The 25,148-nt window shown below is 51.9% G+C and carries 28 protein-coding genes; 11 read left to right on the top strand and 17 right to left on the bottom strand.

Translation table 11 applies throughout. From position 1 onward, the window contains the following. Positions 1 to 22: 22 nt before the first annotated feature. Positions 23 to 418, top strand: a complete 396-nt coding sequence (locus SBG_RS05035; RefSeq protein ID WP_000821067.1) for a lysozyme inhibitor LprI family protein — start codon at positions 23 to 25, stop codon at positions 416 to 418. Here SBG_RS05035 and rutR read toward each other — a convergent pair. Beyond that, positions 415 to 1,053 carry an HTH-type transcriptional regulator RutR gene (rutR, locus tag SBG_RS05030; RefSeq protein WP_000082921.1) on the bottom strand — a complete coding sequence of 213 codons (639 nt, stop codon included), beginning with the start codon at positions 1,051 to 1,053 and terminating at the stop codon, positions 415 to 417. The two genes, SBG_RS05035 and rutR, sit on opposite strands and share 4 nt — an antisense overlap. 137 nt (positions 1,054 to 1,190) lie before the next feature. Then, positions 1,191 to 1,358 carry a con-10 family general stress protein gene (locus SBG_RS05025; protein WP_001273663.1) on the bottom strand — a complete coding sequence of 56 codons (168 nt, stop codon included), beginning with the start codon at positions 1,356 to 1,358 and terminating at the stop codon, positions 1,191 to 1,193. 384 nt (positions 1,359 to 1,742) lie between these two features. On the opposite strand from SBG_RS05025, the gene wrbA reads away from it, so the two are divergent. Continuing rightward, positions 1,743 to 2,339, top strand: a complete 597-nt coding sequence (gene wrbA / locus SBG_RS05020; RefSeq protein WP_001062897.1) for an NAD(P)H:quinone oxidoreductase — start codon at positions 1,743 to 1,745, stop codon at positions 2,337 to 2,339. 20 nt (positions 2,340 to 2,359) lie between these two features. Further along, complete coding sequence (locus SBG_RS05015; RefSeq protein WP_001143127.1) at positions 2,360 to 2,587, top strand: YccJ family protein; 228 nt, start codon at positions 2,360 to 2,362, stop codon at positions 2,585 to 2,587. A gap of 33 nt (positions 2,588 to 2,620) precedes the next feature. Here the strand turns inward: SBG_RS05015 and agp are convergent, their stop codons facing one another. The 5 genes from agp to SBG_RS04990 form a co-directional block, all read right to left on the bottom strand. Continuing rightward, positions 2,621 to 3,856 carry a bifunctional glucose-1-phosphatase/inositol phosphatase gene (agp, locus tag SBG_RS05010; protein ID WP_000752016.1) on the bottom strand — a complete coding sequence of 412 codons (1,236 nt, stop codon included), beginning with the start codon at positions 3,854 to 3,856 and terminating at the stop codon, positions 2,621 to 2,623. 160 nt (positions 3,857 to 4,016) lie between these two features. Next, a complete protein-coding gene (locus tag SBG_RS05005; protein ID WP_000907554.1) occupies positions 4,017 to 4,523 on the bottom strand; it encodes a protein disulfide oxidoreductase in 507 nt (168 codons plus the stop codon). Then, a complete protein-coding gene (locus SBG_RS05000; RefSeq protein WP_000873971.1) occupies positions 4,513 to 5,136 on the bottom strand; it encodes a DsbA family protein in 624 nt (207 codons plus the stop codon). Before SBG_RS05000 ends, SBG_RS05005 begins: the two co-directional genes overlap by 11 nt. Continuing rightward, positions 5,133 to 7,019 (bottom strand): protein-disulfide reductase DsbD family protein, encoded by a 1,887-nt coding sequence (locus SBG_RS04995; RefSeq protein WP_000972987.1) that lies wholly within the window; start codon positions 7,017 to 7,019, stop codon positions 5,133 to 5,135. The genes SBG_RS05000 and SBG_RS04995 overlap by 4 nt, the downstream gene beginning before the upstream one ends. Positions 7,020 to 7,067: 48 nt before the next feature. After that, entirely contained in the window at positions 7,068 to 7,430 is a 363-nt protein-coding gene (locus tag SBG_RS04990; RefSeq protein WP_001118909.1) for a hypothetical protein, read from the bottom strand. Positions 7,431 to 7,663: 233 nt separating this feature from the next. Here SBG_RS04990 and cbpA point away from each other — a divergent pair, with 233 nt between their 5' ends. The 3 genes from cbpA to SBG_RS04975 all read left to right on the top strand — a co-directional run bounded on the left by cbpA (position 7,664) and on the right by SBG_RS04975 (position 9,903). After that, entirely contained in the window at positions 7,664 to 8,584 is a 921-nt protein-coding gene (gene cbpA / locus SBG_RS04985) for a curved DNA-binding protein (RefSeq protein WP_000420598.1), read from the top strand. Next, on the top strand, positions 8,584 to 8,889 hold the full coding sequence (gene cbpM / locus SBG_RS04980; protein WP_000200902.1) for a chaperone modulator CbpM: 306 nt from the start codon (positions 8,584 to 8,586) through the stop codon (positions 8,887 to 8,889). The genes cbpA and cbpM overlap by 1 nt, the downstream gene beginning before the upstream one ends. Before the next feature lie 651 nt (positions 8,890 to 9,540). Then, positions 9,541 to 9,903: an anti-adapter protein IraM gene (locus SBG_RS04975; protein WP_015702810.1), complete on the top strand. Its 363-nt coding sequence runs from the start codon at positions 9,541 to 9,543 to the stop codon at positions 9,901 to 9,903. A 408-nt stretch (positions 9,904 to 10,311) separates the two neighbouring features. Here the strand turns inward: SBG_RS04975 and SBG_RS04970 are convergent, their stop codons facing one another. The 9 genes from SBG_RS04970 to hpaG all read right to left on the bottom strand — a co-directional run bounded on the left by SBG_RS04970 (position 10,312) and on the right by hpaG (position 19,323). Then, complete coding sequence (locus SBG_RS04970; RefSeq protein WP_000977386.1) at positions 10,312 to 11,250, bottom strand: MBL fold metallo-hydrolase; 939 nt, start codon at positions 11,248 to 11,250, stop codon at positions 10,312 to 10,314. Positions 11,251 to 11,263: 13 nt separating this feature from the next. Further along, positions 11,264 to 12,160 (bottom strand): 4-hydroxyphenylacetate catabolism regulatory protein HpaA, encoded by an 897-nt coding sequence (hpaA, locus tag SBG_RS04965; RefSeq protein WP_000336605.1) that lies wholly within the window; start codon positions 12,158 to 12,160, stop codon positions 11,264 to 11,266. 9 nt (positions 12,161 to 12,169) lie between these two features. Continuing rightward, on the bottom strand, positions 12,170 to 13,546 hold the full coding sequence (hpaX, locus tag SBG_RS04960) for a 4-hydroxyphenylacetate permease (RefSeq protein WP_001285808.1): 1,377 nt from the start codon (positions 13,544 to 13,546) through the stop codon (positions 12,170 to 12,172). 98 nt (positions 13,547 to 13,644) lie between these two features. Next, positions 13,645 to 14,436 (bottom strand): 4-hydroxy-2-oxoheptanedioate aldolase, encoded by a 792-nt coding sequence (gene hpaI, locus SBG_RS04955; protein WP_000785080.1) that lies wholly within the window; start codon positions 14,434 to 14,436, stop codon positions 13,645 to 13,647. A 9-nt stretch (positions 14,437 to 14,445) separates the two neighbouring features. Next, positions 14,446 to 15,249: a 2-oxo-hept-4-ene-1,7-dioate hydratase gene (gene hpaH / locus SBG_RS04950; RefSeq protein WP_000884789.1), complete on the bottom strand. Its 804-nt coding sequence runs from the start codon at positions 15,247 to 15,249 to the stop codon at positions 14,446 to 14,448. Positions 15,250 to 15,327: 78 nt separating this feature from the next. Next, a complete protein-coding gene (locus SBG_RS04945; protein WP_001120094.1) occupies positions 15,328 to 15,708 on the bottom strand; it encodes a 5-carboxymethyl-2-hydroxymuconate Delta-isomerase in 381 nt (126 codons plus the stop codon). A gap of 9 nt (positions 15,709 to 15,717) precedes the next feature. Continuing rightward, complete coding sequence (hpaD, locus tag SBG_RS04940) at positions 15,718 to 16,569, bottom strand: 3,4-dihydroxyphenylacetate 2,3-dioxygenase (protein WP_000516972.1); 852 nt, start codon at positions 16,567 to 16,569, stop codon at positions 15,718 to 15,720. Position 16,570: 1 nt separating this feature from the next. Then, complete coding sequence (gene hpaE / locus SBG_RS04935) at positions 16,571 to 18,037, bottom strand: 5-carboxymethyl-2-hydroxymuconate semialdehyde dehydrogenase (protein ID WP_000723532.1); 1,467 nt, start codon at positions 18,035 to 18,037, stop codon at positions 16,571 to 16,573. Continuing rightward, positions 18,034 to 19,323 (bottom strand): 4-hydroxyphenylacetate degradation bifunctional isomerase/decarboxylase, encoded by a 1,290-nt coding sequence (gene hpaG, locus SBG_RS04930; protein ID WP_000679214.1) that lies wholly within the window; start codon positions 19,321 to 19,323, stop codon positions 18,034 to 18,036. The genes hpaE and hpaG overlap by 4 nt, the downstream gene beginning before the upstream one ends. A gap of 274 nt (positions 19,324 to 19,597) precedes the next feature. Here hpaG and hpaR point away from each other — a divergent pair, with 274 nt between their 5' ends. From hpaR to SBG_RS04915, 3 genes are all read left to right on the top strand, one after another. Continuing rightward, complete coding sequence (gene hpaR, locus SBG_RS04925) at positions 19,598 to 20,038, top strand: homoprotocatechuate degradation operon regulator HpaR (RefSeq protein ID WP_000543925.1); 441 nt, start codon at positions 19,598 to 19,600, stop codon at positions 20,036 to 20,038. Between the two features lie 217 nt (positions 20,039 to 20,255). Then, positions 20,256 to 21,818 carry a 4-hydroxyphenylacetate 3-monooxygenase, oxygenase component gene (hpaB, locus tag SBG_RS04920; RefSeq protein WP_000801499.1) on the top strand — a complete coding sequence of 521 codons (1,563 nt, stop codon included), beginning with the start codon at positions 20,256 to 20,258 and terminating at the stop codon, positions 21,816 to 21,818. 17 nt (positions 21,819 to 21,835) lie between these two features. Next, the gene (locus tag SBG_RS04915; protein ID WP_001188448.1) at positions 21,836 to 22,348 is read left to right on the top strand and encodes a 4-hydroxyphenylacetate 3-monooxygenase reductase subunit; all 513 of its coding nucleotides are present in this window, start codon (positions 21,836 to 21,838) and stop codon (positions 22,346 to 22,348) included. 125 nt (positions 22,349 to 22,473) lie between these two features. Here the strand turns inward: SBG_RS04915 and hiuH are convergent, their stop codons facing one another. After that, the gene (hiuH, locus tag SBG_RS04910; protein ID WP_000833189.1) at positions 22,474 to 22,884 is read right to left on the bottom strand and encodes a hydroxyisourate hydrolase; all 411 of its coding nucleotides are present in this window, start codon (positions 22,882 to 22,884) and stop codon (positions 22,474 to 22,476) included. Between the two features lie 135 nt (positions 22,885 to 23,019). Here hiuH and hprR point away from each other — a divergent pair, with 135 nt between their 5' ends. Both hprR and SBG_RS04900 read left to right on the top strand, forming a co-directional pair. After that, positions 23,020 to 23,700, top strand: coding sequence for a response regulator transcription factor HprR (hprR, locus tag SBG_RS04905; RefSeq protein ID WP_000698219.1), 681 nt, complete (start codon positions 23,020 to 23,022; stop codon positions 23,698 to 23,700). Next, complete coding sequence (locus SBG_RS04900) at positions 23,693 to 25,054, top strand: heavy metal sensor histidine kinase (RefSeq protein WP_000593980.1); 1,362 nt, start codon at positions 23,693 to 23,695, stop codon at positions 25,052 to 25,054. Before hprR ends, SBG_RS04900 begins: the two co-directional genes overlap by 8 nt. Positions 25,055 to 25,148: the final 94 nt, after the last annotated feature.

Genomic DNA, 25,148 nt, shown 5'->3' with positions numbered 1-25,148 from the left:
TTCACTCGCGTCAGAGGACTGTATGAAACGAATCTTCCTTACCTGCGCTGCACTGGTATTCTGCAACCAGACGTTAGCCGATGAGTGTACGAACGCCAGTACGCAGCTGGAAATGAATCGCTGCGCCGCCGGGCAATACCAGGAGGCCGATAAAAAGCTAAACGAAACCTATCAGATCGCCCTTGAGCGTGCGCAACCGACACAGCGCGAGCTGTTGAAAAAAGCGCAGGTGGCATGGATTGCCTTACGGGATGCCGACTGCGCGCTTATTCGCTCGGGTACAGAAGGCGGCAGCGTTCAACCGATGATAGACAGCCAGTGCATGACCGATAAAACAAACGAGCGCGAAGCCTTTTTAGCCTCGCTGCTACAATGTGAAGAGGGTGATTTAAGCTGTCCACTGCCGCCAGCGGGTTAGCGTACGCGAATCCCTTCAATAATAATGCGCTGAACGCTTTCGACCGTTTGGTTAAAAAAGACGTCATCGTGAAGCGTCACGCCGGTTACCGCCTCGACCTGAGGCGCAAAATCAGCGTAATGTTGCGTGGCGGCCCAAATCATGAAAATCAAATGGTGAGGAGAGATGGGAGCCAGTTTCCCGCTATCCACCCATCCGGCAATCAGCGCTGATTTTTCATCTATCAACGCTTTCAGATCACCAGTCAGTTCCCCCATTAATAGCGGCGCGCCCGCCAGCATCTCCATACAGAATAGCCGTGACGCCTGCGGATAATCACGCGAAACCTCCAGCTTGAGACGGATATACTCTTTGATGGCCTCCAGAGGCGAAAATTCTGCGCGAAACGCTCTGAGCGGCGCCAGCCAGACATCAAGGATCTGGCGCATGACTGCAACATACAGCGTCTCTTTCGAGGGATAATAATAGAGCAGGTTTGTTTTGGAGACGCCCGCCTGTTCAGCGACCTGTTCAAGGCGCGCGCCATGAATACCATACTGGGAAAAAACAGCGAGCGCGGCGGTTAAAATAGCCTGCCGTTTTGCACTGACGGCCTGCGAGCGTTTACCTTTTTTTTCTTCTGCGCGTTGCGACATGCGCCCTCTCCTCTTCGTCAGGGCGCAAGCATATCAAATTCTGATTACAAACAAAAAAACCGCCGGAAAATCCGGCGGCGGTGGCACAGGACGCTCTTTAAAATGCAGTGCTAAGCGTCTTACTGTTTTTACGCAGGCTAACTATTACGGTTACTACTTTTGCCCCCTTTTTTACCTGCTTCGGACGCACGCTGCGGGTCATTCTTAAAATTGCCCCCGCTGTGCTGACCACCTTTTCGACCTGCTTCTGATGCTCTTTCGCGGTCTTCCGCAAAATTACCGGAACCGCCACGATGGTTTGCCATTACTGACCTCCGTCATAGATTAGACATCATATTGCATAGGTAGTGAGGAGCCTCTCCTCGCGCAGCGTATGAACGATGCCATCAATATCGCCGCGTCAATGTAAGCCTGGCAGATATCGTCAGCCTGTGACGCCATCGGAAATATTCTGCAACATCAAAAGCCGAATACTTAGAATAATAACAATGAGAAATAAATAAGTTACTCTTATGGCTGAAAAAATCGAAGTGCTTAAAAATGTATCATTTTGCAACAAAGGTCGTCAAATCAATTATTGTTATAAATCAAATAAATGGCGCTGAAATTTGCACTCTCCACAGGAGGGCATATCTTTAAATAGACGTAGCGAATCGCTACCTACATGATTAATCTGAGGAGTAGTACAAATGGCAAAGATTCTGGTGCTCTATTATTCCATGTACGGACACATTGAAACCATGGCACACGCTGTGGCGGAAGGGGCAAAGAAAGTCGACGGCGCAGAGGTCATTATTAAGCGTGTGCCAGAAACGATGCCGCCTGAAATCTTCGCAAAAGCTGGCGGTAAAACGCAAAACGCCCCCGTTGCCACCCCACAGGAACTGGCGGATTACGATGCGATTATTTTTGGTACGCCAACCCGGTTTGGCAATATGTCAGGCCAGATGCGTACCTTCCTTGATCAAACCGGCGGACTGTGGGCATCCGGCGCGCTATACGGCAAACTCGGCAGCGTGTTTAGTTCTACGGGAACGGGCGGCGGTCAGGAGCAGACCATCACCTCGACCTGGACAACACTCGCCCATCATGGGATGGTAATTGTGCCTATCGGCTATGCCGCGCAGGAGCTGTTTGACGTATCTCAGGTACGCGGCGGCACACCTTATGGCGCAACGACTATCGCCGGAGGCGACGGGTCACGTCAGCCAGGCCAGGAGGAACTTTCTATTGCTCGCTATCAGGGGGAATACGTCGCCGGTCTGGCTGTCAAACTCAACGGCTAATCTTCAACAGGAGGATTCGAATGCCAACTCAAGAAGCAAAAGCGCATCGCGTCGGTGAATGGGCAAGCCTGCGCAATACATCGCCGGAAATTGCCGAAGCCATTTTTGAAGTCGCCAACTATGACGAGAAACTGGCAGAAAAAATATGGGAAGAAGGTAGCGATGAGGTGCTGATCAAAGCCTTTGAGAAAACGGACAAAGACTCCCTTTTCTGGGGCGAGCAGACCATAGAACGTAAAAACGTATAAACCAGACGCCCCCGCCAATGCGGGGGCATGTGACTATTTTGCCGCCGCTTCCATGACGGCATCGAATTTATCAAGCGGACAGAAGCCGTTCGCATCCACCGGACATCCTTTCAGCTCCAGCGTTACCCGTTGCGCGGGCGACCTGAGCGTTAACACTTCCGCGTTACGTAGCTGCCGGGCGCTCTGATAGACATACTCAATTTTCATCAACTCGCGGTTAGCCTTACGGTCATGCCAGCGTTGAAAGACTATCTGCCCACCAATTGGCGTTCTCTCATACTGGTCATGCAATTGATAGGGTTTAAAATCCAGCGCCGTCAACAGTGAAGCGATATTGGAATCATGGCCTACCAGGACAGTCATCTTCGACGCGCTGGCACGATCAACGACTAACGCCTTATCAATATACCTTACCAGCGGCGCCGCGACGTTGCGCGCCACGGCTGGCGAAGTAAACAGACTGTCCTGGTAGCCGTTTTTCAGTTTTGACAGCACTTTCCACTGCCGATCGGTCTTGATCTCGCCCCAGGCGACCTGATCCAATGGAAATCCTTCGTAATATTGTAGGGTAAACGCATCCACCAGCGAGTTCCCCACTTTTAGCGGCCCTTGCACGCCAGGCTCCTTCTGATAGTCCGCACTGAAGGTATCTTTCGCGTCAATCAGCGAACATTGATGCTTCTCTTTGCAGGATGGCGAATCCTGATAGCGTGTTATTTGCTCAAGCAGTTTATAACTCTCATCAAGGTGCATCTGACGACGTGCTTTTTCCATCGCCTGTACGGCCTGTTGCCTGAACGTGGCGGAATCATCGGTGATCACCGGATTGAAGGTAGGGTCCATGGTACCCATTTTTTCCTGATGATGAACAGGAATATCGCAGCCGGGAAAAGCGCCGGTAATAAAAAATTGCGCGGTAGCCACAGTGCGCTGCAAGCTATTCGCATAGGCATATACGGTACCGGGCGCCGGACATTCTCCCGACGGTATCAGCCCCTGCGCCACCAGCCATTCACGCGTGTAGTGCCCCATATAGACTTCCAGTATGCCGCCTTTCGTCGTCAGTTGCCCGCCGGGAACGTCCCACTCCGGCCAGGCATTCGGCGTCGACTGCTCCAGTATACTGCCATTATTTGCCAGTGGCGCCCGCAGGTTGTGGCGGCTCATCACCAGCACCTGTTGTAATTGATAGCCCTCCGGCGTTGTCTGCGCCTGAACGGCGGATGACAACAAAACAGCCCCAGCCACAGCAAGTAACGTTTTTTTCATCCCTATCCCCTTTTATTGTTATCAAATCGTTCTGAGTGTGACAGAAACAGATCATTTTTCCGGGAACGATTTCGCAAAATGGGTGTTTTTTCACAAAACATATGTTGCCGCTACGCCGCAAGCGCTGCCTGTTTTAGCGCCGGGAACTCCCGGCGCCTGTTCAGAACGTTTTCGCCCACCACAATCGAAGCTTCATGCCCCAATAACTGGTCCAGCCGCTGGTAGTAAATACAACCCGGCCTTGGGAAACCACGACCAGTGTCGGCGTCACGCTGATTTCCCAACGAGCAGAGATGTCGCCGCTCGCATCATTGACAACCGGAAAGGAAATTCCTTTACGCGCCAGCCAGCGGGCAATCTCAGTGTCGTCGCCGGAGCGGAGCGCAATCGTCATGACGTTTTCCCCTTCCGCCGCCAGACGGTTAACCGCAGGCGTGGTAAAGCGGCACACGCCACACCAGCTTGCCCAAAAATAGAGCAGTACGGGGCGTTCTTCGCTCAACGTTGCCAGCGTAATCGGCTCCCCCGCCAGCGTACGTAACGGCATAGTAGCGAACGCTGGCGGGGCCTGCGGCGCACGCCAGACATCCACGCTTGCCATCACCACAACAAGGATCGCCAGTAAAATCACCGCTTCGCGCAACCAGCGCCGCCGTTTACCCGCCATGGGCAGTTGCCAGTTTTTCTTTCACTATCTTTTCCAGCGTCTCCCAGGGCACCGCCCCTGGAACCAACGCATCGCCTATGATCGTTGCCGGCGTTCCTTGCACGCCAACCAGCCTTGCTAGCTGCAAATTAGTGCGTATCGTCTCCATACTCTTTTCATCCAGATTCACTGGTGCGCTCCCTGCTTTTTCCTGCGCCTGTTTGATACTACCGTCAGTATGGTAGCCTCGCTTTTGCATGAGTTTTTCATGAAGCGCAAGGAACTGCTCCGGATGTTCGCGCCAGGTCGTCAGCGCAATACGCGCCGCCAGTACGGAACTTTCTCCTTTAAACGGCAACGGTTTAATAATGACGGCGACGTCAGGATATTTTTGCACGATCTTTTCAAGCATCGGGTCGAGCTGCTTACAGTACGGGCAGTTGTAATCCGTAAAGTTCACCAGCGTTAGTTTAGGATGTTTAGCACCTATCCGCGGGCTGGCAGGATCGTTAAATAATGCCGCATGGATCAGATTTTCCATCTGCTTTTGCTGATCGGGCGTAAATGGCGCAGTCTCCTGGGCGATGCTCAGCGTCGGTAACAGAGCCAGGAGTAAAATAATAATGTATTTCATTGGGTTATTCCTTTCGCTTTCTTTAATGTTTGTAATACCGTATCGCGGGACAGCAAGGTGGGTAATGCCTCTCCTTCTGGTAAACCCGGGCCATACACCTGGTTAAAGGGAACGGCGACCTGACCGCGCATTTTCAGGAATTGAGTAATGTCATCGGACGGCAGCGTCCAGTCTCCGCGCAACGCCACCACGTCCGGCTGTTGCAACGCGGCCTGCACGTCTTCTTTCTGCAGGACATTGTATTTATTCACTTTGCAGGTAATACACCAGTCCGCGGTCACATCCACAAACACCCGCTTATGTTGCGCCAGCGCTGTCTGGATTGCCTGTTCGCTCAACGGTTGCCACTGAATATGGTCTTGACCGCTCTTTGACGCGGTGAATCCTACGTGCGGCAGCAAGAGTGTCGCCAACCAAATAGCTGACCCCAGCATCATCAGACCAAGAATTCTGCGCAGGACATTCATCCATCGGCCGGGACGCGGTAAACGCAGCGCCAGTCCCGGCCGTATCGCAACCAGCAGCCACGGCACGCTCATTCCCAGCCCCAACGCGAGAAACAGCCCCCAGAGCGTCGGCAGCGACGCCGTGAGCGCAACGGCCACTGCCGTACCCAGAAACGGCGCGCTGCAAGGCGTCGCCAGCAGAGTCGCGAACGCACCCTGCCAAAAATGCCCTGCCATCCCGTTGCCGCCGTAAGTCGCCAGTTTCGTGGTCATGGATGAAGGAAGCCGGAACTCAAACAGCCCGAACAGACTGGCGCTAAACAGCAACATCACCAACGTCATAAATCCAATAAACCACGCATTCTGGAACTGGATCCCCCAGGCCACCGCATGATTCGACAGGCGAAGGAGTGTCATGAACGCCGCCAGAGCCATAAACGACGCAATAATGCCGGCGACCGACGCCAAAAATTGTCGCCTGATGTGCGAGCGGCTTTTTTTCTCTACTAATAAGATAGCGCCAAGCTTCATACCCAGAACCGGCAACACGCAGGGCATTAAATTAAGAATTAATCCGCCAACCAGCGCTATCAATACGATCTGCCAGAAAGGGAGTGCCGCATTGTCCAACATTTGCGCAGGCGCAGCACCGATGGTTTGTGTGCTCTCCTGAGCGATAGCGCCATCGGCAACCACGATAGTGAGTAGTTTGTCATGCAAATCGGGCGCCTTTTCCCCCCAACTGTCTGACACCGGCACCGTCGCCTGTAAGCGGTCGCCTTCTACGTGCAGGCGAGGTTTACCAAAATCGACGTCCTCCATCGTATCAATAAAGAGCTCTGGCGATGCCCAGCCCGCCGCTCGCGTGGCCGTAACCACCAGTTCTCCCGTCCGATACCCCACCTCGAGCGAGTCGGTAAGCCCGCTAAGTAGCGGAACGTTGCCCATCGCACGTGCATAGTCATGAGCAAAATCGGCATCCTGCGTGGTCGGTATCACCGAAAAAGGGTAATCGGTCAGCAGGCACACGTTACTACACGTTGATAACGTCAACACGCCGCTCAGGGTTGCGGGCGGCGTGCCGCGCACAATCATCGGAAAGGTCACCGCATTGTGATATCCCTGGGTGGTGATATTCGCGACATCAAAGCGCGAGGGGGTTGGCCAGAACCAGGTTACCTTCGGCATATCGCCTTTCCAGGCGACAGAGGGCGCGACGCCCCCTTCTCCCGGCGCACGCCAGTAGGTTTTCCAGCCATTTTCCAGTTTTACATCCAGCAATAGCCGGGTCTCGCCGTCGGCGGACGTATCGGCACGTAGCCGTATACTGGCATGGTCGTTATCGGGCGAACGCAGCCAGCCGCTTTCCGCCGCCCAGGAAACGGGCAGCCAAAGCCATAACAGGCAGAACAGCATCCGCCTGAACAAAATCATCATATTTTTTCTCCGTGAATGAGTCATTAACCGGTAGTAATAACCGGCCTGTCATTCACGGAAGACACAAAATCGAAGATGTACCCTCAAGGTGGGCGGGGAAATAACACGTGGAGGCGAAAATGGCAGGCGCATGACCCGGACGGGCGCCAGTAAGGAAAGCAGCAGACAAAGCGCAAGGATAGCGCCCTCAAACAGTACCGGAGGGGTCGCCAATAGTGATTTGGCGCTTAATTCACAGGGTGTAACCGGCGAGGCGTCATCCGTTGAAGGATAGGCGCTGACAACCTCTGACGTGGCCGTCGCTTGCATTTGCAAGGCGTGCAAACCCGCCATGCGCTGCGCGGTACAAACCATTACCACGACACATGCAAGGCATAGAAACCACCAGCCCATCCGTTGTTGTTTCGCCATTGCGCCCTCACTGTTTAACGCGAGTTATCTTATCCACTGACGCAGTTTTGGCAACCTTTCCCCTGTAAAGTTATGTCGACGCGCCACCCAGCCTGCTAATAGTTCTCCCACAATTTATTCTTACTAATGATATAACTGGTGTTTTCATACGCGTTGTTCAGGTTTACCCTACACTTAGTGGAGAAACCTTTTTGGGGTCCCTTCTGTATGTATTGATTTAGCGAGATGATGCTATGGAACTTAAGGATTATTACGCCATTATGGGCGTGAAACCGACGGACGATCTCAAGACTATCAAGACCGCCTATCGCCGACTGGCCCGCAAGTACCATCCTGATGTCAGCAAAGAACCCGACGCCGAAGCCCGTTTCAAAGAAGTCGCTGAAGCATGGGAAGTGCTGAGCGATGAACAGCGGCGCGCCGAGTATGACCAGTTATGGCAACACCGTAACGACCCGCAGTTTAACCGCCCGTTCCAGCAGCACGAAGGCCAGCCTTATAACGCCGAAGACTTTGATGATATTTTCTCGTCTATCTTTGGTCAGCATGGTAGTCATTCGCGCCATCGCCACGCCGCACGCGGTCATGATATCGAAATTGAAGTAGCGGTTTTCCTGGAAGAGACGCTGACTGAGCACCCGCGTACGATTAGCTATTCCGTCCCCGTTTATAACGCATTTGGTCTGGTGGAGCGGGAAATACCCAGGACGTTGAATGTGAAGATCCCGGCTGGCGTCAGCAACGGACAACGGATCAGGCTGAAAGGCCAGGGCACACCGGGAGAAAATGGCGCGCCGAATGGCGATTTGTGGCTCGTTATCCGTATTGCTCCACATCCGCTCTTTGATATCGTCAATCATGATCTGGAAATCGTCGTGCCGCTTGCCCCATGGGAAGCGGCACTCGGCGCAAAAGTGGCTGTCCCCACGCTTAAAGAGCACATTTTGCTGACCATACCCCCGGGTAGCCAGGCAGGCCAGCGGCTGCGTATCAAAGGCAAAGGATTAGTCAGTAAAAAACATACCGGCGACCTTTATGCCGTCATCAAAATCGTCATGCCGCCGAAACCCGATGAAAAGACAGCCGCCCTGTGGCGACAACTGGCGGACGCACAGTCGTCCTTTGATCCACGCCAGCAATGGGGGAAAGCATAATGACCAGCATCACTGTCACCTTTACCATCACTGAATTTTGTTTGTACACCGGCGTGACTGAGGAGGAGTTGAACGAAATTGTCGGGCTTGGCGTGATTGAACCTTACGACGGTGAAAATGCCGACTGGCAATTTGACGATCGTGCGGTGAGCGTCGTACAACGCGCATTACGCTTGCGAGAGGAGCTGGCGCTCGACTGGCCGGGAATTGCAGTTGCGTTAACACTGCTGGAGGAGAATTCACGGCTGCGTGAGGAAAACCGGTTACTGATGAGGCGCCTTTCACGCTTTATCCCTCACCCCTAATCAGTAAGAAAGATAATAAACTGAGGGTGGGCTATCAGCCCGCCCCGGATTGGTACGCGCCCAACAAATATCATAACGCTCATGACATAGCCCCTCACGCCAGAAATATAATCTGCTAAAGTGCGTGCGATCTGTTCAGCAAACCGCCCGTGTTATGCATTATTGCACAATTTAGCACCCCATCGTTTAAATAAAGACCAACCGCAGATCCACCTTTTTAGGTGTTTCGATTATTTTTCCAAATCAACGACTATTTATTGGCTGAAGAATATATTCTTTCCTGTTTTGTACTCGCAGGTTGATACATACCTTTTCCATACCAATACCCGGTAAAATGTACCGCGTTGTTTGCTGACTATCGGTATTTATAAATAAGAAATACAACAGTCACTTACCGTTTAATAAATGAGCGCTATAACATCCATTACTGCCCAATATTTGCATCAACACCGAAACACAAAAATGTAATAGAATGTAAACAAAATGAGAGCATAAAATAAATAACTTATTAAAAAATCAATATAAATAGAGTGGTCAATAAAAAACGATCGTTTTCAACGAGTTATACTTGTCTGATTTTCATCTATCCTGAATAGGCTTGCGAAAAATGTAATTTACACCGTTGACTATTTCACTTAAAAGGTTTCTGTAATGGAATGGAAGGTCGTTGATACAGTTATAAGCCCCACTACCGGAGTGTCGTTCTCATGCATACATAGCCTAAAAAATCTCAGATTAACCTTATGGTATCAGGCGGATGTTTACATGCCTCCGGGTAGCGTTATCATACCCTTTAATAAGGGGGTCTTAATAAACGATAAACTTTATCCCGTTACTGTTTACAACGTTACCAGGTTTAATCCTGTGTTATGGAAATCGCTTAAAGAAAATAGCCACTGCCCCGGTAACTGCAATCCTAAACCAGAAACGTGCAATTATCCTTTTGCGTGTCAGGTATCCGTTTGCCCATTTGGTTTAACCAGAAATATTCAAATAGATAATAAGAAAGTTTAGGAAATAAAATATGCATAAGCGATGCTACTGCTTAAGTGTATTTGCGTACGTTTGCAGTATTTTGCAGTTAAATGTTTTTGATATAAAAATTGTACAGTTCGGATATTTTTTGAGTCGTTTATTCTGACTTTCACTTTGGCAACGACGAGCCGGTACATAGGATATCACTAATGGCCGGCAGACAAAGAAACACATTGCTTATAATCCGGTATAAATTCTATCCGTGACATTCTTATTTAGTAATATTTCAAGGGCGCAATTACCTTACTTTTATTCGCCGAAAAAGGCAGTAACGAGTGTTTAGAAAAAATAATGTTTCAGACAAAAAATTTATGCGTCACGCTGGCCACTAAAAGCACAACGGACCGACACACGTCAGTCCGCTGGTTTACCCCTTTTTTCTGATATTCACGGTACACTTAGCGTCATATTGTCATGACCAACAATGACAGTGCCCGGGTAATTTTTCATAGCTTCCTGTTGCCAGACCTCATCCGCCACCGTCGCAGGCACCAGATGACTTAGCACCAGAGTCTTCACGTGTGCCTCGCGCGCTATCTTGCCCACATCTTCAACCGTGGTGTGATGTGAAGCAATTGCTTTGGCTAGCGTTTTTCCGTTGCCAATACTGTCAGCCAGTTTTGCCACCGACGGAACATGCACCGCCTCATGGACCAGGATATCCGCCCCTTGGGCAAAGGTTGCAAGCGGTGGAAAATACGACGTGTCGCCAGAGAAAACAATTCGTTTGTCCTGGGTATCAAAACGGTAAGCGAACGCCTCCCCGTCCGGGAAGGGCGAATGAGGCACTTTTAGCGCGCTTATTGTCACCTGTTCATCTTTATAGATGACGCCTTGTTCGATATCTGTCGCCTTAACCAGTGTGCGCGGATCGGGTTTTCCTTCTTCTTCCATACGCAGCGTGATATCCCTGTCAAAGACGTTCCAGATGGCCTTCGTCATCGCCTGTGTCCCCGGCGGGCCATAAACCTGTATGGTATGGTCTTTCAGACCGCTCGCCCAGGCGTTCATCAGCACGGAAGGGTAATCCAGAATATGATCGCTGTGCAGATGGGTGAGCAAAATAGTATTAATATTACGCAGTGGAATTCCACTCTTCACCAGTTGCAGACTTGCACCATAGCCGGCATCTATCAGCCATACTCTATCGCCGATAGTGAGCGCCGTGGCCTGCGGGAGTCTGGCCGTATTGAGCAAAGAAGGCCCGCCTTTGGTGCCCAGTAAAACCATTTTTATCTCTTGAGGCGCAGGAGCCCCGGCAGCATTGGCAAGGTGGCTTTGCGCCAACATACCAACCGCCAGCATAGCGACGCTGTTTTTCATCATGTTTTTACTCTTCTTAGTTGAGGAAAGAGGGAACTTCACGTTGGCGAAACTGCGAGGGAGAACAGCCGGCAAGGCGATTAAAGAAACGGGCGAAATAAGCCGGATCTTTAAAACCTAATTGCCAGGCTATCTCATTGACAGCATTGTCGGAAAAAAGCAGCAGCCGTTTCGCCTCACGTAATTGCCGGTCAAAAATCAGGCGCTTAGGCGGACGATTAGCAAAACGGCGGCAGATATCGGTCAGACGCGATTCGGTAATATGCAGCTCACAGGCATAGTCCGGCACCGTCCAGTGCTGGTGGAAGTGGTTATCAATCAACAAAGTAAAGCGTTGAAAGAGTTTCAATTCACCGCGCATTCCGGTTGCGGCGTGATCATCAAGCTTCGCATTACGCAATAGCAAGGTAAATACGCTCTGCGCCAGCAACACCAAAGTATGCTCGCAGCCAGCCAGTTGCTCCGTGGATTCCCGCTCAATAAGCTGCCAGTAATGTTTGAGCGCCGCCAGCTCGTTGGGTTTATCCGCCAGTGACAGACAAATTCCCGGTAGGCCGAAGGCCTCTCTGGTACCAGGATAAAGCACCTCCAACAACGGCCAAACCAGCTCTTCACGCACGGTCAGAACGTGACCATCGCTATCCGATTCGGTGATAAAAGCATGTGGCACCGAGGGCGGCGTTAGCACAAATAGCGGTGCCTGTACTGAATAACGGTGATCGTCGAGCTGTAGCTCAATCTGCCCGGTATCAAGAAAGTGCATTTGAAAAAACTGGTCGTGGCGATGCGCCTGCATATCACGACCAAAGAAGTCCGCCATGCGAGCAAACGACTGATAATGCACATCGTTACTGCCCATACTTTCGTCATACTCTTTACTGATATCAATATTGGCGATCGCACGCTGGCACATCGTTTCTCCTCAAGGGGTAGCGCGCGGACGCGATGCATTCATGGGAATTAGCCAGATAATGGCGGCGCCTATAACTAATAGCGCAGCGACAAACCAGAGCCCGCTATTGAAACTACCAGTAAGATCTTTTAGCCAGCCGATCATAAACGGGCTCAGCGCGGAGCCAATATTGCCGGTGGCATTGATTACCGCAATGCCGATCGCTCTGGCGCGCAGACTGATCGACTGATCCGGCGTGGTCCAGAAGATGGCCATCGCGCTAAAGGAACCGGTGGAAGCCATCACGATCCCTAATAGCTGGACCAGGGTATGGTCAGTCGCCGACGCCAGCAGCCAGCCTGCAGCGGCAAACAGGAACGGCAACGCGGTGTGGTGCTTACGCTCCTGATGCTTGTCCGAATGGCGGCTCCAGTAAATCATGCCAAGAATGGTACACACTTGCGGGATGGCTGCCAGCAGACCAATAGTGATATTGCTGCTGCCCTCGTTAAAACTTTTCAGAATTTGCGGCGTCCAGATACTAATGGCACTAAGCGTATTGGTGAGGCAAAAATAGGCCAGCGTATACATTAGCACCATTGGCGTGAACACTTCGCGCCACAGGCTACGCTGTTGCATGGCGTTATGGCTGATAGTTCCTTCCGGTTGCACCAGAATCAGACGGTCACTATCCATCATCTCCTGCAGGCATTTTTTATCCTCCGCCGTCAGCCAGTTGGCTTTTGCCGGGGTATCATCCAGGTAAAACCACACCATAATGCCCAGCAAAACTGACGGAAAACCTTCCAGCAGGAATAACCACTGCCAGCCATGCAGATTGAGTAGACCGTCCAGCGATAAAATATAGCCGGAAACCATTGATCCCAGCGCGGTAGTAACCGGCATGGCAATCATAAATAGCGCATTGGCGCGGGCGCGGAAAAACGCCGGAAACCAGTACGTTAAATAGAGCAATATCCCTGGTAAAAAGCCCGCCTCGGTAATGCCCACCAACATGCGCAACACATAGAGACTTTTCGGCCCAACCGCGAACATCGTGGCGGTAGAGGCAATGCCCCAGAGCACCATAATGGTTGCAATCCAACGGCGTGCGCCGACGATACTCAACATCATGTTACTGGGAATGCCGAAAATCACATAGGTGGCGTAAAACAGCGTCGTGGCAAGGCCAAACATGGTGGCGCTTAATCCCAGATCCTGCCCCATCGTCAAGCCAGCAAAACCGATATTGATACGGTCTAAAAACGAGAAGATAAACAACACAAATAAAAATACGATCAGTCGGCGGAACAATTTATTAATGACCGTTTGTTGGCCTGCGGTAAGCTGCTTGTGCGAACGGGCAGACTCGTGTCTTTTTGGAAGTGCAGATGATGTGTCGCTCATTTTTTCCTCTGATGGGAATTTTTGTAAGGTACAGCGGATTACCCGGTACACTGCGATTACCGGGGCCTACGGTTCACTGCGGCGCCACCCTGCCTGGCTTAATAAACGCCGGGCGAACCGGGCGAGCGTTTCGCCGCGCCAAAGCGCGACGCCAACGTCTCTGCACCGCGCGCCAGCAGAGTGGTATCGACGCCGACAGCTACAAACAGCGCGCCAAGTTCCAGATAACGTTTCGCCAGCGGTTCATTGGCCATCAAAATCCCCGGCGCTTTGCCTGCGGCGCGAATTTGCATGATGGCCGTCTCTATCACCGCCTGCACTTCCGGGTGTTGAGGATTACCGGCAAAGCCCATATCGGCGCTGAGATCCGCCGGGCCGATAAACACGCCATCGACGCCGTCAACATCGAGGATCGACGCCAGGTTATTCATCGCTTCGCGGGTTTCAAGCTGCGCCAGTACGCACATCGCCTCGTTGGCCTGCTGGAGATAGTCCGGAATACGATTCCAGCGAGAAGCCCGCGCCAACGCGCTGCCGACGCCTCGAATCCCGGCTGGGGGATAACGCGTGGCCGCTACAGCGGCGCGCGCTTCATCGGCGTTCTGTACCATCGGCACCAGCAGTGTTTGCGCGCCGATATCCAGTAATTGCTTAATCTGCACCGCGTCGCTCCATGACGGGCGCACCACCGGTTGGCTGGGGTATGGCGCAATTGCCTGCAACTGGGTTAACACCGTCTGCACATGATTCGGCGCGTGTTCACCGTCGATCAGTAGCCAGTCGAATCCGGCACCCGCTAACAGTTCGGCGCTGTAACTGCTGGTCAGTCCCAGCCATAACCCAATTTGCGGACGCCCCGCTTTTAACGCGTCTTTGAAAGCATTTTTCATTGTTTTTCCTTATACGAATCGGCAACTGATCGCGCCCATGTTGCCGTAGTCGACATGAAAGGTGTCACCCTTGCGCGCCGGCACCGGGCGGGTAAACGAGCCGCCGAGAATAATCTGCCCTGCCTCCAGTTGGACGTTGTACGGCGCCAGCTTGTTAGCCAGCCACACCACGCCATTGGCCGGGTGATTAAGCACACCTGCGGCGACGCCGGTCTCTTCAATTACGCCGTTTCGATACAGCAGCGCAGAAATCCAGCGCAGGTCCAGCTCGTCCGGCCTAATCGGACGGCCGCCGAGGATCACCCCGGCATTGGCGGCATTATCAGAAATAGTGTCGAACACTTTGCGCGGACGCCGGGTTTCCGGGTCGATGTTGTGGCAGCGGGCGTCGATAAGCTCCAGTGCCGGAATAACGTAGTCGGTAGCGTTATAAACGTCGAACAGTGTGCAGTTCGGACCACGCAGCGGTTTCGCCAGCACAAACGCCAGCTCAACCTCAATACGAGGAACGATGAAGCGATCAGTCGGAATATCACTGCCATCGTGAAAGAACATATCGTCGAGCAGCGCGCCGTAGTCCGGCTCGCTGATTTGCGAACTGGCCTGCATTGCTTTTGAGGTCAGGCCAATTTTGTGACCTTTCAGCGTACGTCCTTCGGTAATTTTCATACCGACCCATTCACGCTGTACGGCATAAGCGTCTTCTATGGTAATCGACGGATAATCCAGCGATACCGCACGGATCTGTTCGCGCTGTTTTTCAGCCTGATTGAGTCGCTGAGCTATCAGGATATGAGTCTGTTTATCGAGCATAGTGTTTCCTGTGACATTGCATTGCCGGATGGCGCTTCGCTTATCCGGCCTACGGTTTTCAGCCGGGCAATTTGCACGCTATTTAAATAACGCGTGTATGTTGTTCTGTTTGTAATTAAGCGTCGGATGTAACTCAGCAATCTCAAACGACAATGCCAGGTAGCGATGCGCCATCAGCGCAGCGAAATGGGCCTTAATCAGCCCAAACAGGATTTCACCTACCTCCTGACGACTTTCCAGGCTGCGCCCGGCACCGATTTTCAGTGTCATATGCACGAAAGCATAATCATGCTTACCGTCGGCCATCTGCCAGGTATCCAGCCAGTGGGCGCGGCTACGGATGCCGCCCATCGGGAAAATACCGCTCGCGGCCAGCGCGTCGTTCACCTTACTGAACAGGCCGGGTAAATCAGCCTGCTCGCGAATATTTTCAGTACATTCAACAACAAAGTGCGGCATGATGATTCCTTACACAGGCAGTGGGAAAACGGCGTTGACCTGGCCGGTGCCGGAACTGGCGAACAGGTTGGTGATAAATTCCACCTTGCCGTCGTATTTATCCCAGCCCAGCATCCCCAGCAGCATCACAGTATCGTGCATGTTGCCTTCGCCGTAGCAGTAGTCGGCGTACTCCGGCAGCATGGTGCAGAACGCTTTGAATTCACCTTCGCGCCACAGCTTGACCACACGTTCGTCCATCTGACGGTCAAACTCGCGGGTGTAGCTATTCATCCCCTCTTCCGCCCGCTGGTCGTCAATAAAACGGTGCGATAGCGAACCACTGGCCAATACCGCTACGGTACCGTCATACTTTTTAATCGCCTTGAGGATCGCTTCGCCCAGCCTGCGGCTGTCGGCAAAATCGTGAACGGTACAGAAGGCCGAAATGGAGACCACCCTGAAATGCTTATCCGCGTTCATATAGCGCATCGGCACCAGCGTGCCGTACTCCAGCTTCAGACTGGGAATATTGTGCGCTTTGGCACGCACGCCCATCTTGACGGCTTCATCGGCAATAAGATGGCCCAACGCCGGGTTGCCGTCATAGTCGTAAGTCATATCGCGAATAAAGTGCGGCAATTCGTTGCTGGTATAGACCCCCTGGAAACGGTCGGCGCAGTTAATGTGATAAGCGCTATTCACCAACCAGTGGGTGTCAAACACAATAATGGTGTCGACGCCCATGTCGCGACAACGTTTGCCAATCTCAATATGACCCTCAATCGCTGCCTGACGGCAACCAAAGTTTTTTCCTGGCAATTCAGAAAGATACATCGATGGCACGTGGGTAATTTTTGCTGCTAACGCTAACTTGCCCATATCAGACTCCCCATTTTGGGATAGGATGGTCGCCCATTGAGATGCAGACATTTTTCATTTCCGCAAACACCTCAAAGCTATATTCGCCGCCTTCGCGTCCCGTGCCGGAGGCTTTCACGCCGCCGAACGGCTGGCGCAGGTCGCGGACATTCTGGGTATTGACGAACACCATCCCGGCTTCAATACCGCGTGCCAGGCGCAGTACTTTACTGACATCTTGCGTCCAGAGATAAGAGGCGAGACCGTATTCAACATCATTGGCCAGGCGCAGCCCTTCCGCTTCGTCTTTAAACGGCAGCAAGCAGGCCACCGGGCCAAAAATCTCTTCCTGGGCCACACGCATCCGGTTGTCGACGTCCGCCAGTACCGTCGGACGCAGAAAATTGCCACCGCGCAGATGTGCAGGCAAGTCGGTGGGTTTTTCCGCACCGCCCGCCAGCAGAGTTGCCCCTTCTTCAATACCGAGGCGAATATAGCCAGAAACTTTTTCCCAGTGAGACTTGCTAATTAGCGCGCCGACTTGCGTGTTCGGATCAGTCGGATCGCCCACGCGCAGACGACTGGCACGCTCGGCAAAGCGTTTCACAAACTCAGGGTAGATGCTCTGCTGAATGAAAATGCGCGAACCGGCGGTGCAGCGTTCACCGTTGATCGAAAAAATGGTAAACAGCGCAGCGTCCAGCGCCCGTTCTATATCGGCGTCGTCAAAAATCAGCACCGGGGATTTACCGCCCAGCTCCATTGAGTACTTTTTCAGGCCCGCATTTTTCATAATGTTACGCCCGGTAGCGGTGCCGCCAGTAAAAGAGATGGCACGCACATCGTGATGGCGCACCAGCGCGTCTCCCGCCGTCCCGCCGTAGCCCTGCACCACGTTAAGCACCCCTGGCGGAATGCCTGCTTCCAGCGCCAGCTCGCCCAGACGATCGGCGGTAAGCGGCGACAACTCGGACATCTTCAGCACCGCGGTATTGCCCAGCGCCAGACATGGCGCAACCTTCCAGGTCGCCGTCATAAACGGTACGTTCCACGGCGAGATCAGCGCACATACGCCAACCGGCTGCACCAACGTGTAGTTGAGCATCTTGTCGTCAACCGGATAAGTCTTGCCATTCATCTGCTGGCACACTTCAGCAAAAAACTCGAAATTGTGCGACGCGCGTGGGATGAGTACGTTTTTGGTCTGATGAACAGGCAGACCGGTGTCGGCGGTTTCCATCGCCGCGATTTCCGGCACGTTCTGGTCAATCAACTCGCCGAGGCGGCGCATCAGACGGGCACGCTCTTTCATCGGCAGATTGGCCCATTTCGGGAACGCCGCTTTTGCCGCCGCCACCGCCTGATTCACTTCTGCTTCGCCGCCAGAGGCCACGTCCGCCAGTACTTCACCGGTCGCCGGGTTGGTCGTCTGGAAATAGTCGCTACTGCCAACGTTTTTTCCGTTAATCCAATGATTTATTTTTTTCATTTTGCCGTCTCCTCACTGACGATTCGGTTAACCAGGCGCCCCACGCCTTCTACTTCAACAATGACTTCGTCGCCAGGCACCACATCGGATAAACCTTTTGGCGTGCCGGTAGCGATCATGTCGCCCGGCTGCAACGTCATAAAATCGCTCAAATACGCAATCAGAAACGGGATGTTGAAGATCAGATCGGCTGTCGTCCCTTCCTGGCGAAGCTCGCCGTTAACCCAGGTACGCAGGGTTAAGTTATGTGGATCGGGAATCGCCTCTTTATCGACAATCCACGGGCCTATCGGCGTCAGGCCGTCGCGACTTTTTACCCGCAGGTTCGGACGGTAGTAGTTTTCCAGATAGTCACGAACCGCGTAGTCGTTGCAGATGGTATAACCCGCCACATACTGCATCGCGTCGGCCTCGCTCACCTTACGCGCCGTTTTACCGATCACCACCACCAGCTCGGCTTCGTAGTGCATGTATTCCACGTTGTCCGGACGTACCGACGTTTGGTTATTCGCGTTAAAGGTGTTGGGCGCTTTGATAAAGACCAGCGGCTCTTTCGGCGGGGTGAATGCCAGTTCGCTGGCGTGATCGGCATAGTTCAGACCCAGTGCGAATAAGGTTCCCGTCGCAGACAGCGGCCAGGTAAACGTGTGATGGCGGACAAATTCATCTTCTGCGACGATCGGGTTTTCCAGAGCGGGTAAACCTTTCGCCAGAATACGCACCCGATCGCCGGGCCGCAGCGCAACGCGATTCTGCGGCGTCCCCAGTAAAATCGCATCGCCAGGGTTAAGCGTAGCGAACTCACTTAACGCACTTAGCAGTTGTGCGGCGCTACGCTGCAAATCGGCAGTATTCCAGTGGTCGGCTTCTCGTCCGTTAATTTCAGTGATAATGGTGAGATTATCCACGTCAGCCAGGGACGCCATTTCACCCAGCGGGCAAAAGCCATCGCGACACTTCGCTTTAATTGCCGGGCGGTAAAAGCTCTCTTCCGGCAGGCTGACTTCATTAGCCAGCGCATACCCGGCGATATAATCCGCCGCGGATTCAGGGCGTACCTGGCTGGCGGTTTTGCCCACGATGAGCGCCACGGTCGCGCCGCTCAATACCTTTTCCCCCTGCGGGTAAGGAATCGGTTCGCCATGGTGAATCACCGTGTTACGCGGCTTGATAAACCAAACGGCGGTTTTAGGTGGCGCATTATAGGGAGGCTGAGAGAAAGCCTCTCGCCAGGCATCCAGTTGGCTGCGATGATTTAACGCAACAGCGAAAACAGTCCCCTTCATACATAAACTCCTCAGGCCGATTTAACGGGCTGTAATTTCATTAATATATTAATAATTAGATTTATGCTTTCGCTGTACATTTAGCAAACTGAAGTAAATTATTTGTGATCTAATTAACAATATTTTTACAAAATATTAATAAGTTTATTTATTATCAACTAGTTAAAAAAAGACCCTTATTTCTGATAGACTATCCTCGTCAAACTGGTGACATGCATAACACCACCAGATAAGATCATTCAGGTATTAATAATTCTGCAAAAGAGACCCCTTTATGCATGATTCATTAACCATCGCACTGCTTCAGGCGCGCGAAGCGGCAATGACCTACTTCCGCCCCATCGTTAAAAGCCACAATCTGACCGAGCAGCAATGGCGCATTGTGCGGATACTGGCTGAAAGTCCATCCATAGATTTTCACGATCTGGCCTTTCGGAGCTGTATCCTGCGGCCAAGTCTGACGGGAATATTGACGCGTATGGAACGAGACGGGTTGGTGTTGCGATTAAAACCGGTGAACGATCAACGCAAACTTTATGTCATGCTGACACCTCAGGGGCAAACGTTGTATGCCCACGCCCGGACGCAGGTAGAAGAGGCTTATCGAAAAATTGAGGCGGACTTTACACCTGGGAAAATGCAGCAATTGATGTTGCTGTTGGACGATCTTATTGCCCTTGGAGGCCAGCACACTGATGGCGAAGACGACGCATAGTGTTATTACACTCCCACGCCGGCGACGTGGGAATCCCCTCCCGATAATCATGTTGACGCCGATCGCATTTTACGCGTCCTCTTCAGCGGTCATCTGAAAAGTACCCGCCGTTGTCCTGAAAGTCTCTTCACAGTTTGCTCTTCTGACTATTCAATTAAACAACAAAGAACAAACAAATCATTAACAAAATAAATCCGCTTACCATGAAGAGGCCGCAATGAAACCTGAAGATTTTCGTACTGATAGCAAGCGTCCGTTAACTGGCGAAGAGTATTTAAAAAGCCTGCAGGATGGGCGAGAAATCTATATTTACGGCGAACGCGTTAAGGATGTCACGACGCACCCGGCATTCCGTAATGCTGCAGCGTCTGTCGCACAACTGTATGACGCATTACACAAACCCGCGATGCAGGATACCCTGTGCTGGAATACCGATACCGGCAGCGGCGGCTATACGCACAAATTTTTCCGCGTGGCAAAAAGCGCAGACGATCTGCGTCAACAGCGTGATGCTATCGCAGAATGGTCGCGCCTGAGCTACGGCTGGATGGGGCGAACACCGGATTATAAGGCAGCCTTTGGTTGTGCGCTGGGTGCGAATCCCGCCTTCTACGGCCAGTTCGAACAGAACGCTCGCCACTGGTACACCCGAATTCAGGAGACCGGCCTGTACTTTAACCATGCTATCGTCAACCCCCCTATTGACAGGCATAAACCCGCTGATGAAGTCAAAGATGTCTATATTAAGCTGGAAAAAGAAACGGATGCCGGGATTATTGTTAGCGGAGCGAAGGTCGTCGCCACTAACTCAGCACTGACTCACTACAACATGATTGGTTTCGGCTCAGCCCAGGTGATGGGCGAAAATCCCGATTTTGCGCTGATGTTTGTCGCGCCAATGGATGCTGAAGGCGTTAAACTCATTTCGCGCGCCTCTTATGAAATGGTCGCGGGCGCGACGGGCTCGCCGTTTGATTATCCGCTCTCCAGCCGTTTTGATGAAAATGACGCCATTCTGGTCATGGATAATGTGCTGATTCCGTGGGAAAACGTGTTAATTTACCGCGACTTTGATCGTTGCCGCCGCTGGACAATGGAGGGAGGATTTGCCCGTATGTATCCCCTGCAGGCCTGTGTTCGTCTGGCGGTTAAGCTTGATTTCATTACCGCGCTGCTGAAAAAATCGCTCGAATGTACCGGTACCGTGGAATTCCGGGGCGTGCAGGCCGATCTCGGCGAAGTGGTGGCCTGGCGCAATATGTTCTGGGCATTAAGTGATTCTATGTGTTCTGAAGCGACGCCATGGGTGAACGGCGCCTGGCTACCGGACCATGCCGCGCTGCAAACCTATCGTGTAATGGCGCCGATGGCCTACGCGAAAATTAAAAATATTATTGAACGTAATGTCACCAGCGGCCTCATTTACCTGCCTTCCAGCGCCCGCGATCTGAATAATCCGCACATCGACCAGTACCTGGCAAAATACGTACGCGGCTCTAACGGAATGGATCATGTCGAGCGTATCAAAATCCTTAAATTGATGTGGGATGCCATCGGCAGTGAATTTGGCGGACGTCATGAGCTCTACGAGATTAATTACTCAGGCAGCCAGGATGAAATTCGCTTGCAGTGTCTGCGTCAGGCCCAGAGCTCCGGCAATATGGATAAGATGATGGCGATGGTTGACCGCTGTCTCTCTGAGTACGATCAACATGGCTGGACGGTATCGCATTTGCATAATAACGACGACATCAATCAACTGGATAAGCTGCTGAAATAACGCGGCAGGAGGTTCTTATGCAACGAGATGAACAACGTCTGCGTTTTCGCGATGCGATGGCAAGTCTGGCGGCGGCAGTCAATATTGTCACCACAGCAGGTCACGCCGGACGCTGCGGTATCACAGCAACAGCAGTATGCTCAGTGACCGACACGCCGCCCTCTGTAATCGTATGTATTAATGCCAATAGCGCCATGAATCCCGTTTTTCAGGGCAACGGCAGGTTGTGCATTAATGTGCTTAACCATGAGCAGGAACTTATGGCACGCCACTTTGCTGGTATGACGGGGATGGCGATGGAGGAGCGTTTTCACCAGCCGTGTTGGCAAAACGGGCCGTTGGGCCAGCCGGTACTTAATGGCGCTCTGGCGGGTCTCGAAGGCGAAATCAGTGAGGTACAGACCATTGGCACGCATCTGGTGTATCTGGTAGCAATCAAAAATATTATTCTGAGCCAGGATGGACATGGCCTGATTTATTTCAAACGCCGTTTTCATTCGGTAAAGCTTGAGATGGAAACGCCGATTTAATCACCCTTCATGCCCACAAACGGAATAATTACCGCTTGTGGGACGACAGTCCGATACCCTGAAATTTTTATTCCCGCCGCGAGGCCTGATGCCTGCATCCATCGCGGCGTTTACGACACGGCGAATTAGCTGCCGCGATAGGTTGAATAACCATACTGACTTAATAGCAACGGCACATGATAGTGTTCGTTTGTAATGCTGATATGAAACTCGACGGGGATCTCCGGGAAAAAAGTGTCCAGCTTTTTACTTTCAAAATAGTGTCCGGTTTTAAAAATAACACGATAATCCCCCGGCACGGCAGGCTGTTCAGGCCACAGCGCTTTAATTCGCCCATCCTGGTCGGTACGTCCGGCGTTGAGTTGCGCCCATCCGTTATCTTTTTTCTGTTCCAGTATAACTTCCACACCGGGTGCTGGTTTGCCGGTTTGCTGATCAAGAATATGTACACTGAGGATATTCTTTCCGGTGGCCAGCGCTATTGTCGGGACTGTCACAATCGCTGCCATCACGGTAGCCAGTATATATCGTTTCATGCCTTACTCCTTTACGGTATCAATGCAGAAAAATATATATGGCGCATCTAAGATTAACCTTACACGGACATTACAATTGTGTCATTTTTACGGGAGGGTCCAGACTCGCTAAAAAGCCTATGGCATACTGCGTTGATGAAGATTTTATTAATTGAAGATAACCAAAAAACTATGGAATGGGTACGTCAGGGACTCACTGAAGCAGGCTATGTGGTGGATGCTGCCTGTGATGGACGAGATGGACTACACTTGGCGCTCAGGGAGGCTTATTCATTGATTATTCTTGATATTATGCTGCCCGGACTTGATGGCTGGCAAGTGTTACGCGCATTACGCACAGTACAGTCTCCGCCTGTTATCTGCCTGACGGCACGGGACTCGGTTGAAGACCGAGTCAAAGGTCTGGAAGCGGGCGCTAATGATTACCTTGTTAAGCCTTTTTCTTTCGCCGAACTGCTGGCCAGAGTGAGAGCTCAACTCAGACAACACGTTCCTGTTGCGACCCGGCTGACGATCGATGGTCTGGACATGGATGCTACAAAGCAGTCGGTATCGCGAAATGGAAAGCCTATTTCCCTGACCCGCAAGGAATTTCTACTTCTCTGGCTTCTGGCGTCCCGGGCAGGAGAAATTGTGCCCCGAACCGCGATCGCCAGCGAGGTATGGGGTATCAATTTTGACAGTGAAACCAACACCGTTGATGTCGCCATTCGAAGGCTTCGCGCCAAAGTAGACGATCCGTTTGACGAGAAACTCATTATGACCGTCCGGGGAATGGGCTATCGATTACAACCAGAAGCCTCGCAGAATGATTAAGTTATCCATGACGCTGCGCCTGTCAATTTCCTTTATCGCCATACTTATCCTCGTCTGTACCAGCATCAGCTGGACGCTTTATAACGCGTTAAGCAAAGAATTAACATGGCGCGACGATCTGACGCTAATAAACCGGGCGGCGCAAATGCAGCAACTGTTGCTGGATGGCGCCAGACCGGAAAATCTACCGCTTTATTTTAACCGGATGGTGGATACGAAGCAGGATATATTGTTAATACATTCACCCACAGATCACCGTGTGACGATAAACCATAGTGGTATCCCCGACGAGCGTTTTAACGCAATTCCGGTCACTAAAAAAATAACCCGTGACACGTTATTTCGCCAGCGAGTTCAAGGAGCGGAGCTGACTGCGGTACGGGTAAACGCCAGAAGCGGCGATATTCCACTGACTCTTACTCTTGCCAGGCTGGCGACGGAAAGACGGCAAATGCTGGAGCAGTATCGTCACAATAGTTTACTGATAAGCCTTGTCGCAATCCTTGTTTTTTCGGCACTCAGTCCGCTAGTCATCAGAAACGGGCTGCGGGCCATTACGTCACTCAGCCGGCTCACGGCGGCAACAGACAGCGGCACACTCCGCCAGCCGCTGGCGGAACAGACGTTACCCGCCGAGCTCAGACCACTTGGGAAGGCGCTCAATATCATGCGCCAGAAGCTTTCCGGCGATTTTGAACGCCTGAATCAATTTGCCGACGATCTGGCGCATGAACTGCGTACGCCGGTCAATATTCTGCTGGGGAAAAATCAGGTAATACTGAGTCAGGAACGTAGCACAGAAGAGTATCAGCAAGCCCTTGTTGATAATATTGAAGAGCTGGAGGAACTGTCGCGGCTGACAGAAAATATCCTTTTTCTGGCGCGCGCGGAGCACCAGAATATAGTAGTAGAAAAACATCCCATTCCACTCAATGAGTTGATTGAAAATATGCTCGATTATCTTAGCCCGCTTGCCGAGGAGAAGCGCATCCGCGTTATAAGCGAATGCCAGGGCACAGTATGGGCCGATAAAATGTTATTACAAAGAATGCTTTCTAATCTGTTAACGAATGCTATCCGCTATTCTGAAGAAAATGCCGTAATACGTATTGAAAGCGCTTATGAGAATGCCATTACCGAAATCAGGACCGCTAATCCGGGAAGTCATCCCGCCGATCCGGACAAGCTCTTCAGGCGTTTTTGGCGAGGAGATAATGCCCGCCACACCACCGGTTTTGGTCTGGGATTATCGCTGGTTAATGCCATTGCGACGTTACACGGCGGCTCAGTCTCTTATCGCTATGCCGATGAACATCACCTCTTTTCGGTTTATCTGCCTGCCAGCAAATCATAGCGGTTGTCAGTACGGCCTGCTGCGGCATGGCCGTTGTTATCAATACAACCTCAATAAAGCGAAAATAAGATATAACAACAAAGAATATTGCCGG

This window comes from Salmonella bongori NCTC 12419, assembly GCF_000252995.1.
GTDB lineage: Bacteria > Pseudomonadota > Gammaproteobacteria > Enterobacterales > Enterobacteriaceae > Salmonella > Salmonella bongori.
Note: the sequence above shows the minus strand (reverse complement) of the source record. Positions and strands in the feature narration are given on the sequence as shown.

What these genes read in the sequence shown, in the direction of transcription:
- hpaG (WP_000679214.1), bottom strand. Translation starts at nt 19,323, where the DNA reads ATGAAGGGGACTGTTTTCGCTGTTGCGTTAAATCATCGCAGCCAACTG.
- SBG_RS04900 (WP_000593980.1), top strand. Translation starts at nt 23,693, where the DNA reads ATGATTAAGTTATCCATGACGCTGCGCCTGTCAATTTCCTTTATCGCC.
- SBG_RS05025 (WP_001273663.1), bottom strand. Translation starts at nt 1,358, where the DNA reads ATGGCAAACCATCGTGGCGGTTCCGGTAATTTTGCGGAAGACCGCGAA.
- hpaH (WP_000884789.1), bottom strand. Translation starts at nt 15,249, where the DNA reads ATGCTCGATAAACAGACTCATATCCTGATAGCTCAGCGACTCAATCAG.
- hpaD (WP_000516972.1), bottom strand. Translation starts at nt 16,569, where the DNA reads ATGGGCAAGTTAGCGTTAGCAGCAAAAATTACCCACGTGCCATCGATG.
- SBG_RS04915 (WP_001188448.1), top strand. Translation starts at nt 21,836, where the DNA reads ATGCAACGAGATGAACAACGTCTGCGTTTTCGCGATGCGATGGCAAGT.
- SBG_RS04995 (WP_000972987.1), bottom strand. Translation starts at nt 7,019, where the DNA reads ATGATGATTTTGTTCAGGCGGATGCTGTTCTGCCTGTTATGGCTTTGG.
- SBG_RS04975 (WP_015702810.1), top strand. Translation starts at nt 9,541, where the DNA reads ATGGAATGGAAGGTCGTTGATACAGTTATAAGCCCCACTACCGGAGTG.
- SBG_RS04945 (WP_001120094.1), bottom strand. Translation starts at nt 15,708, where the DNA reads ATGCCGCACTTTGTTGTTGAATGTACTGAAAATATTCGCGAGCAGGCT.
- rutR (WP_000082921.1), bottom strand. Translation starts at nt 1,053, where the DNA reads ATGTCGCAACGCGCAGAAGAAAAAAAAGGTAAACGCTCGCAGGCCGTC.
- hpaE (WP_000723532.1), bottom strand. Translation starts at nt 18,037, where the DNA reads ATGAAAAAAATAAATCATTGGATTAACGGAAAAAACGTTGGCAGTAGC.
- hpaR (WP_000543925.1), top strand. Translation starts at nt 19,598, where the DNA reads ATGCATGATTCATTAACCATCGCACTGCTTCAGGCGCGCGAAGCGGCA.
- SBG_RS05035 (WP_000821067.1), top strand. Translation starts at nt 23, where the DNA reads ATGAAACGAATCTTCCTTACCTGCGCTGCACTGGTATTCTGCAACCAG.
- hpaI (WP_000785080.1), bottom strand. Translation starts at nt 14,436, where the DNA reads ATGAAAAATGCTTTCAAAGACGCGTTAAAAGCGGGGCGTCCGCAAATT.
- SBG_RS05005 (WP_000907554.1), bottom strand. Translation starts at nt 4,523, where the DNA reads ATGGCGGGTAAACGGCGGCGCTGGTTGCGCGAAGCGGTGATTTTACTG.
- cbpA (WP_000420598.1), top strand. Translation starts at nt 7,664, where the DNA reads ATGGAACTTAAGGATTATTACGCCATTATGGGCGTGAAACCGACGGAC.
- cbpM (WP_000200902.1), top strand. Translation starts at nt 8,584, where the DNA reads ATGACCAGCATCACTGTCACCTTTACCATCACTGAATTTTGTTTGTAC.
- wrbA (WP_001062897.1), top strand. Translation starts at nt 1,743, where the DNA reads ATGGCAAAGATTCTGGTGCTCTATTATTCCATGTACGGACACATTGAA.
- hpaX (WP_001285808.1), bottom strand. Translation starts at nt 13,546, where the DNA reads ATGAGCGACACATCATCTGCACTTCCAAAAAGACACGAGTCTGCCCGT.
- hprR (WP_000698219.1), top strand. Translation starts at nt 23,020, where the DNA reads ATGAAGATTTTATTAATTGAAGATAACCAAAAAACTATGGAATGGGTA.
- hpaB (WP_000801499.1), top strand. Translation starts at nt 20,256, where the DNA reads ATGAAACCTGAAGATTTTCGTACTGATAGCAAGCGTCCGTTAACTGGC.
- SBG_RS04970 (WP_000977386.1), bottom strand. Translation starts at nt 11,250, where the DNA reads ATGATGAAAAACAGCGTCGCTATGCTGGCGGTTGGTATGTTGGCGCAA.
- SBG_RS05015 (WP_001143127.1), top strand. Translation starts at nt 2,360, where the DNA reads ATGCCAACTCAAGAAGCAAAAGCGCATCGCGTCGGTGAATGGGCAAGC.
- agp (WP_000752016.1), bottom strand. Translation starts at nt 3,856, where the DNA reads ATGAAAAAAACGTTACTTGCTGTGGCTGGGGCTGTTTTGTTGTCATCC.
- SBG_RS04990 (WP_001118909.1), bottom strand. Translation starts at nt 7,430, where the DNA reads ATGGCGAAACAACAACGGATGGGCTGGTGGTTTCTATGCCTTGCATGT.
- hpaA (WP_000336605.1), bottom strand. Translation starts at nt 12,160, where the DNA reads ATGTGCCAGCGTGCGATCGCCAATATTGATATCAGTAAAGAGTATGAC.
- hiuH (WP_000833189.1), bottom strand. Translation starts at nt 22,884, where the DNA reads ATGAAACGATATATACTGGCTACCGTGATGGCAGCGATTGTGACAGTC.
- SBG_RS05000 (WP_000873971.1), bottom strand. Translation starts at nt 5,136, where the DNA reads ATGAAATACATTATTATTTTACTCCTGGCTCTGTTACCGACGCTGAGC.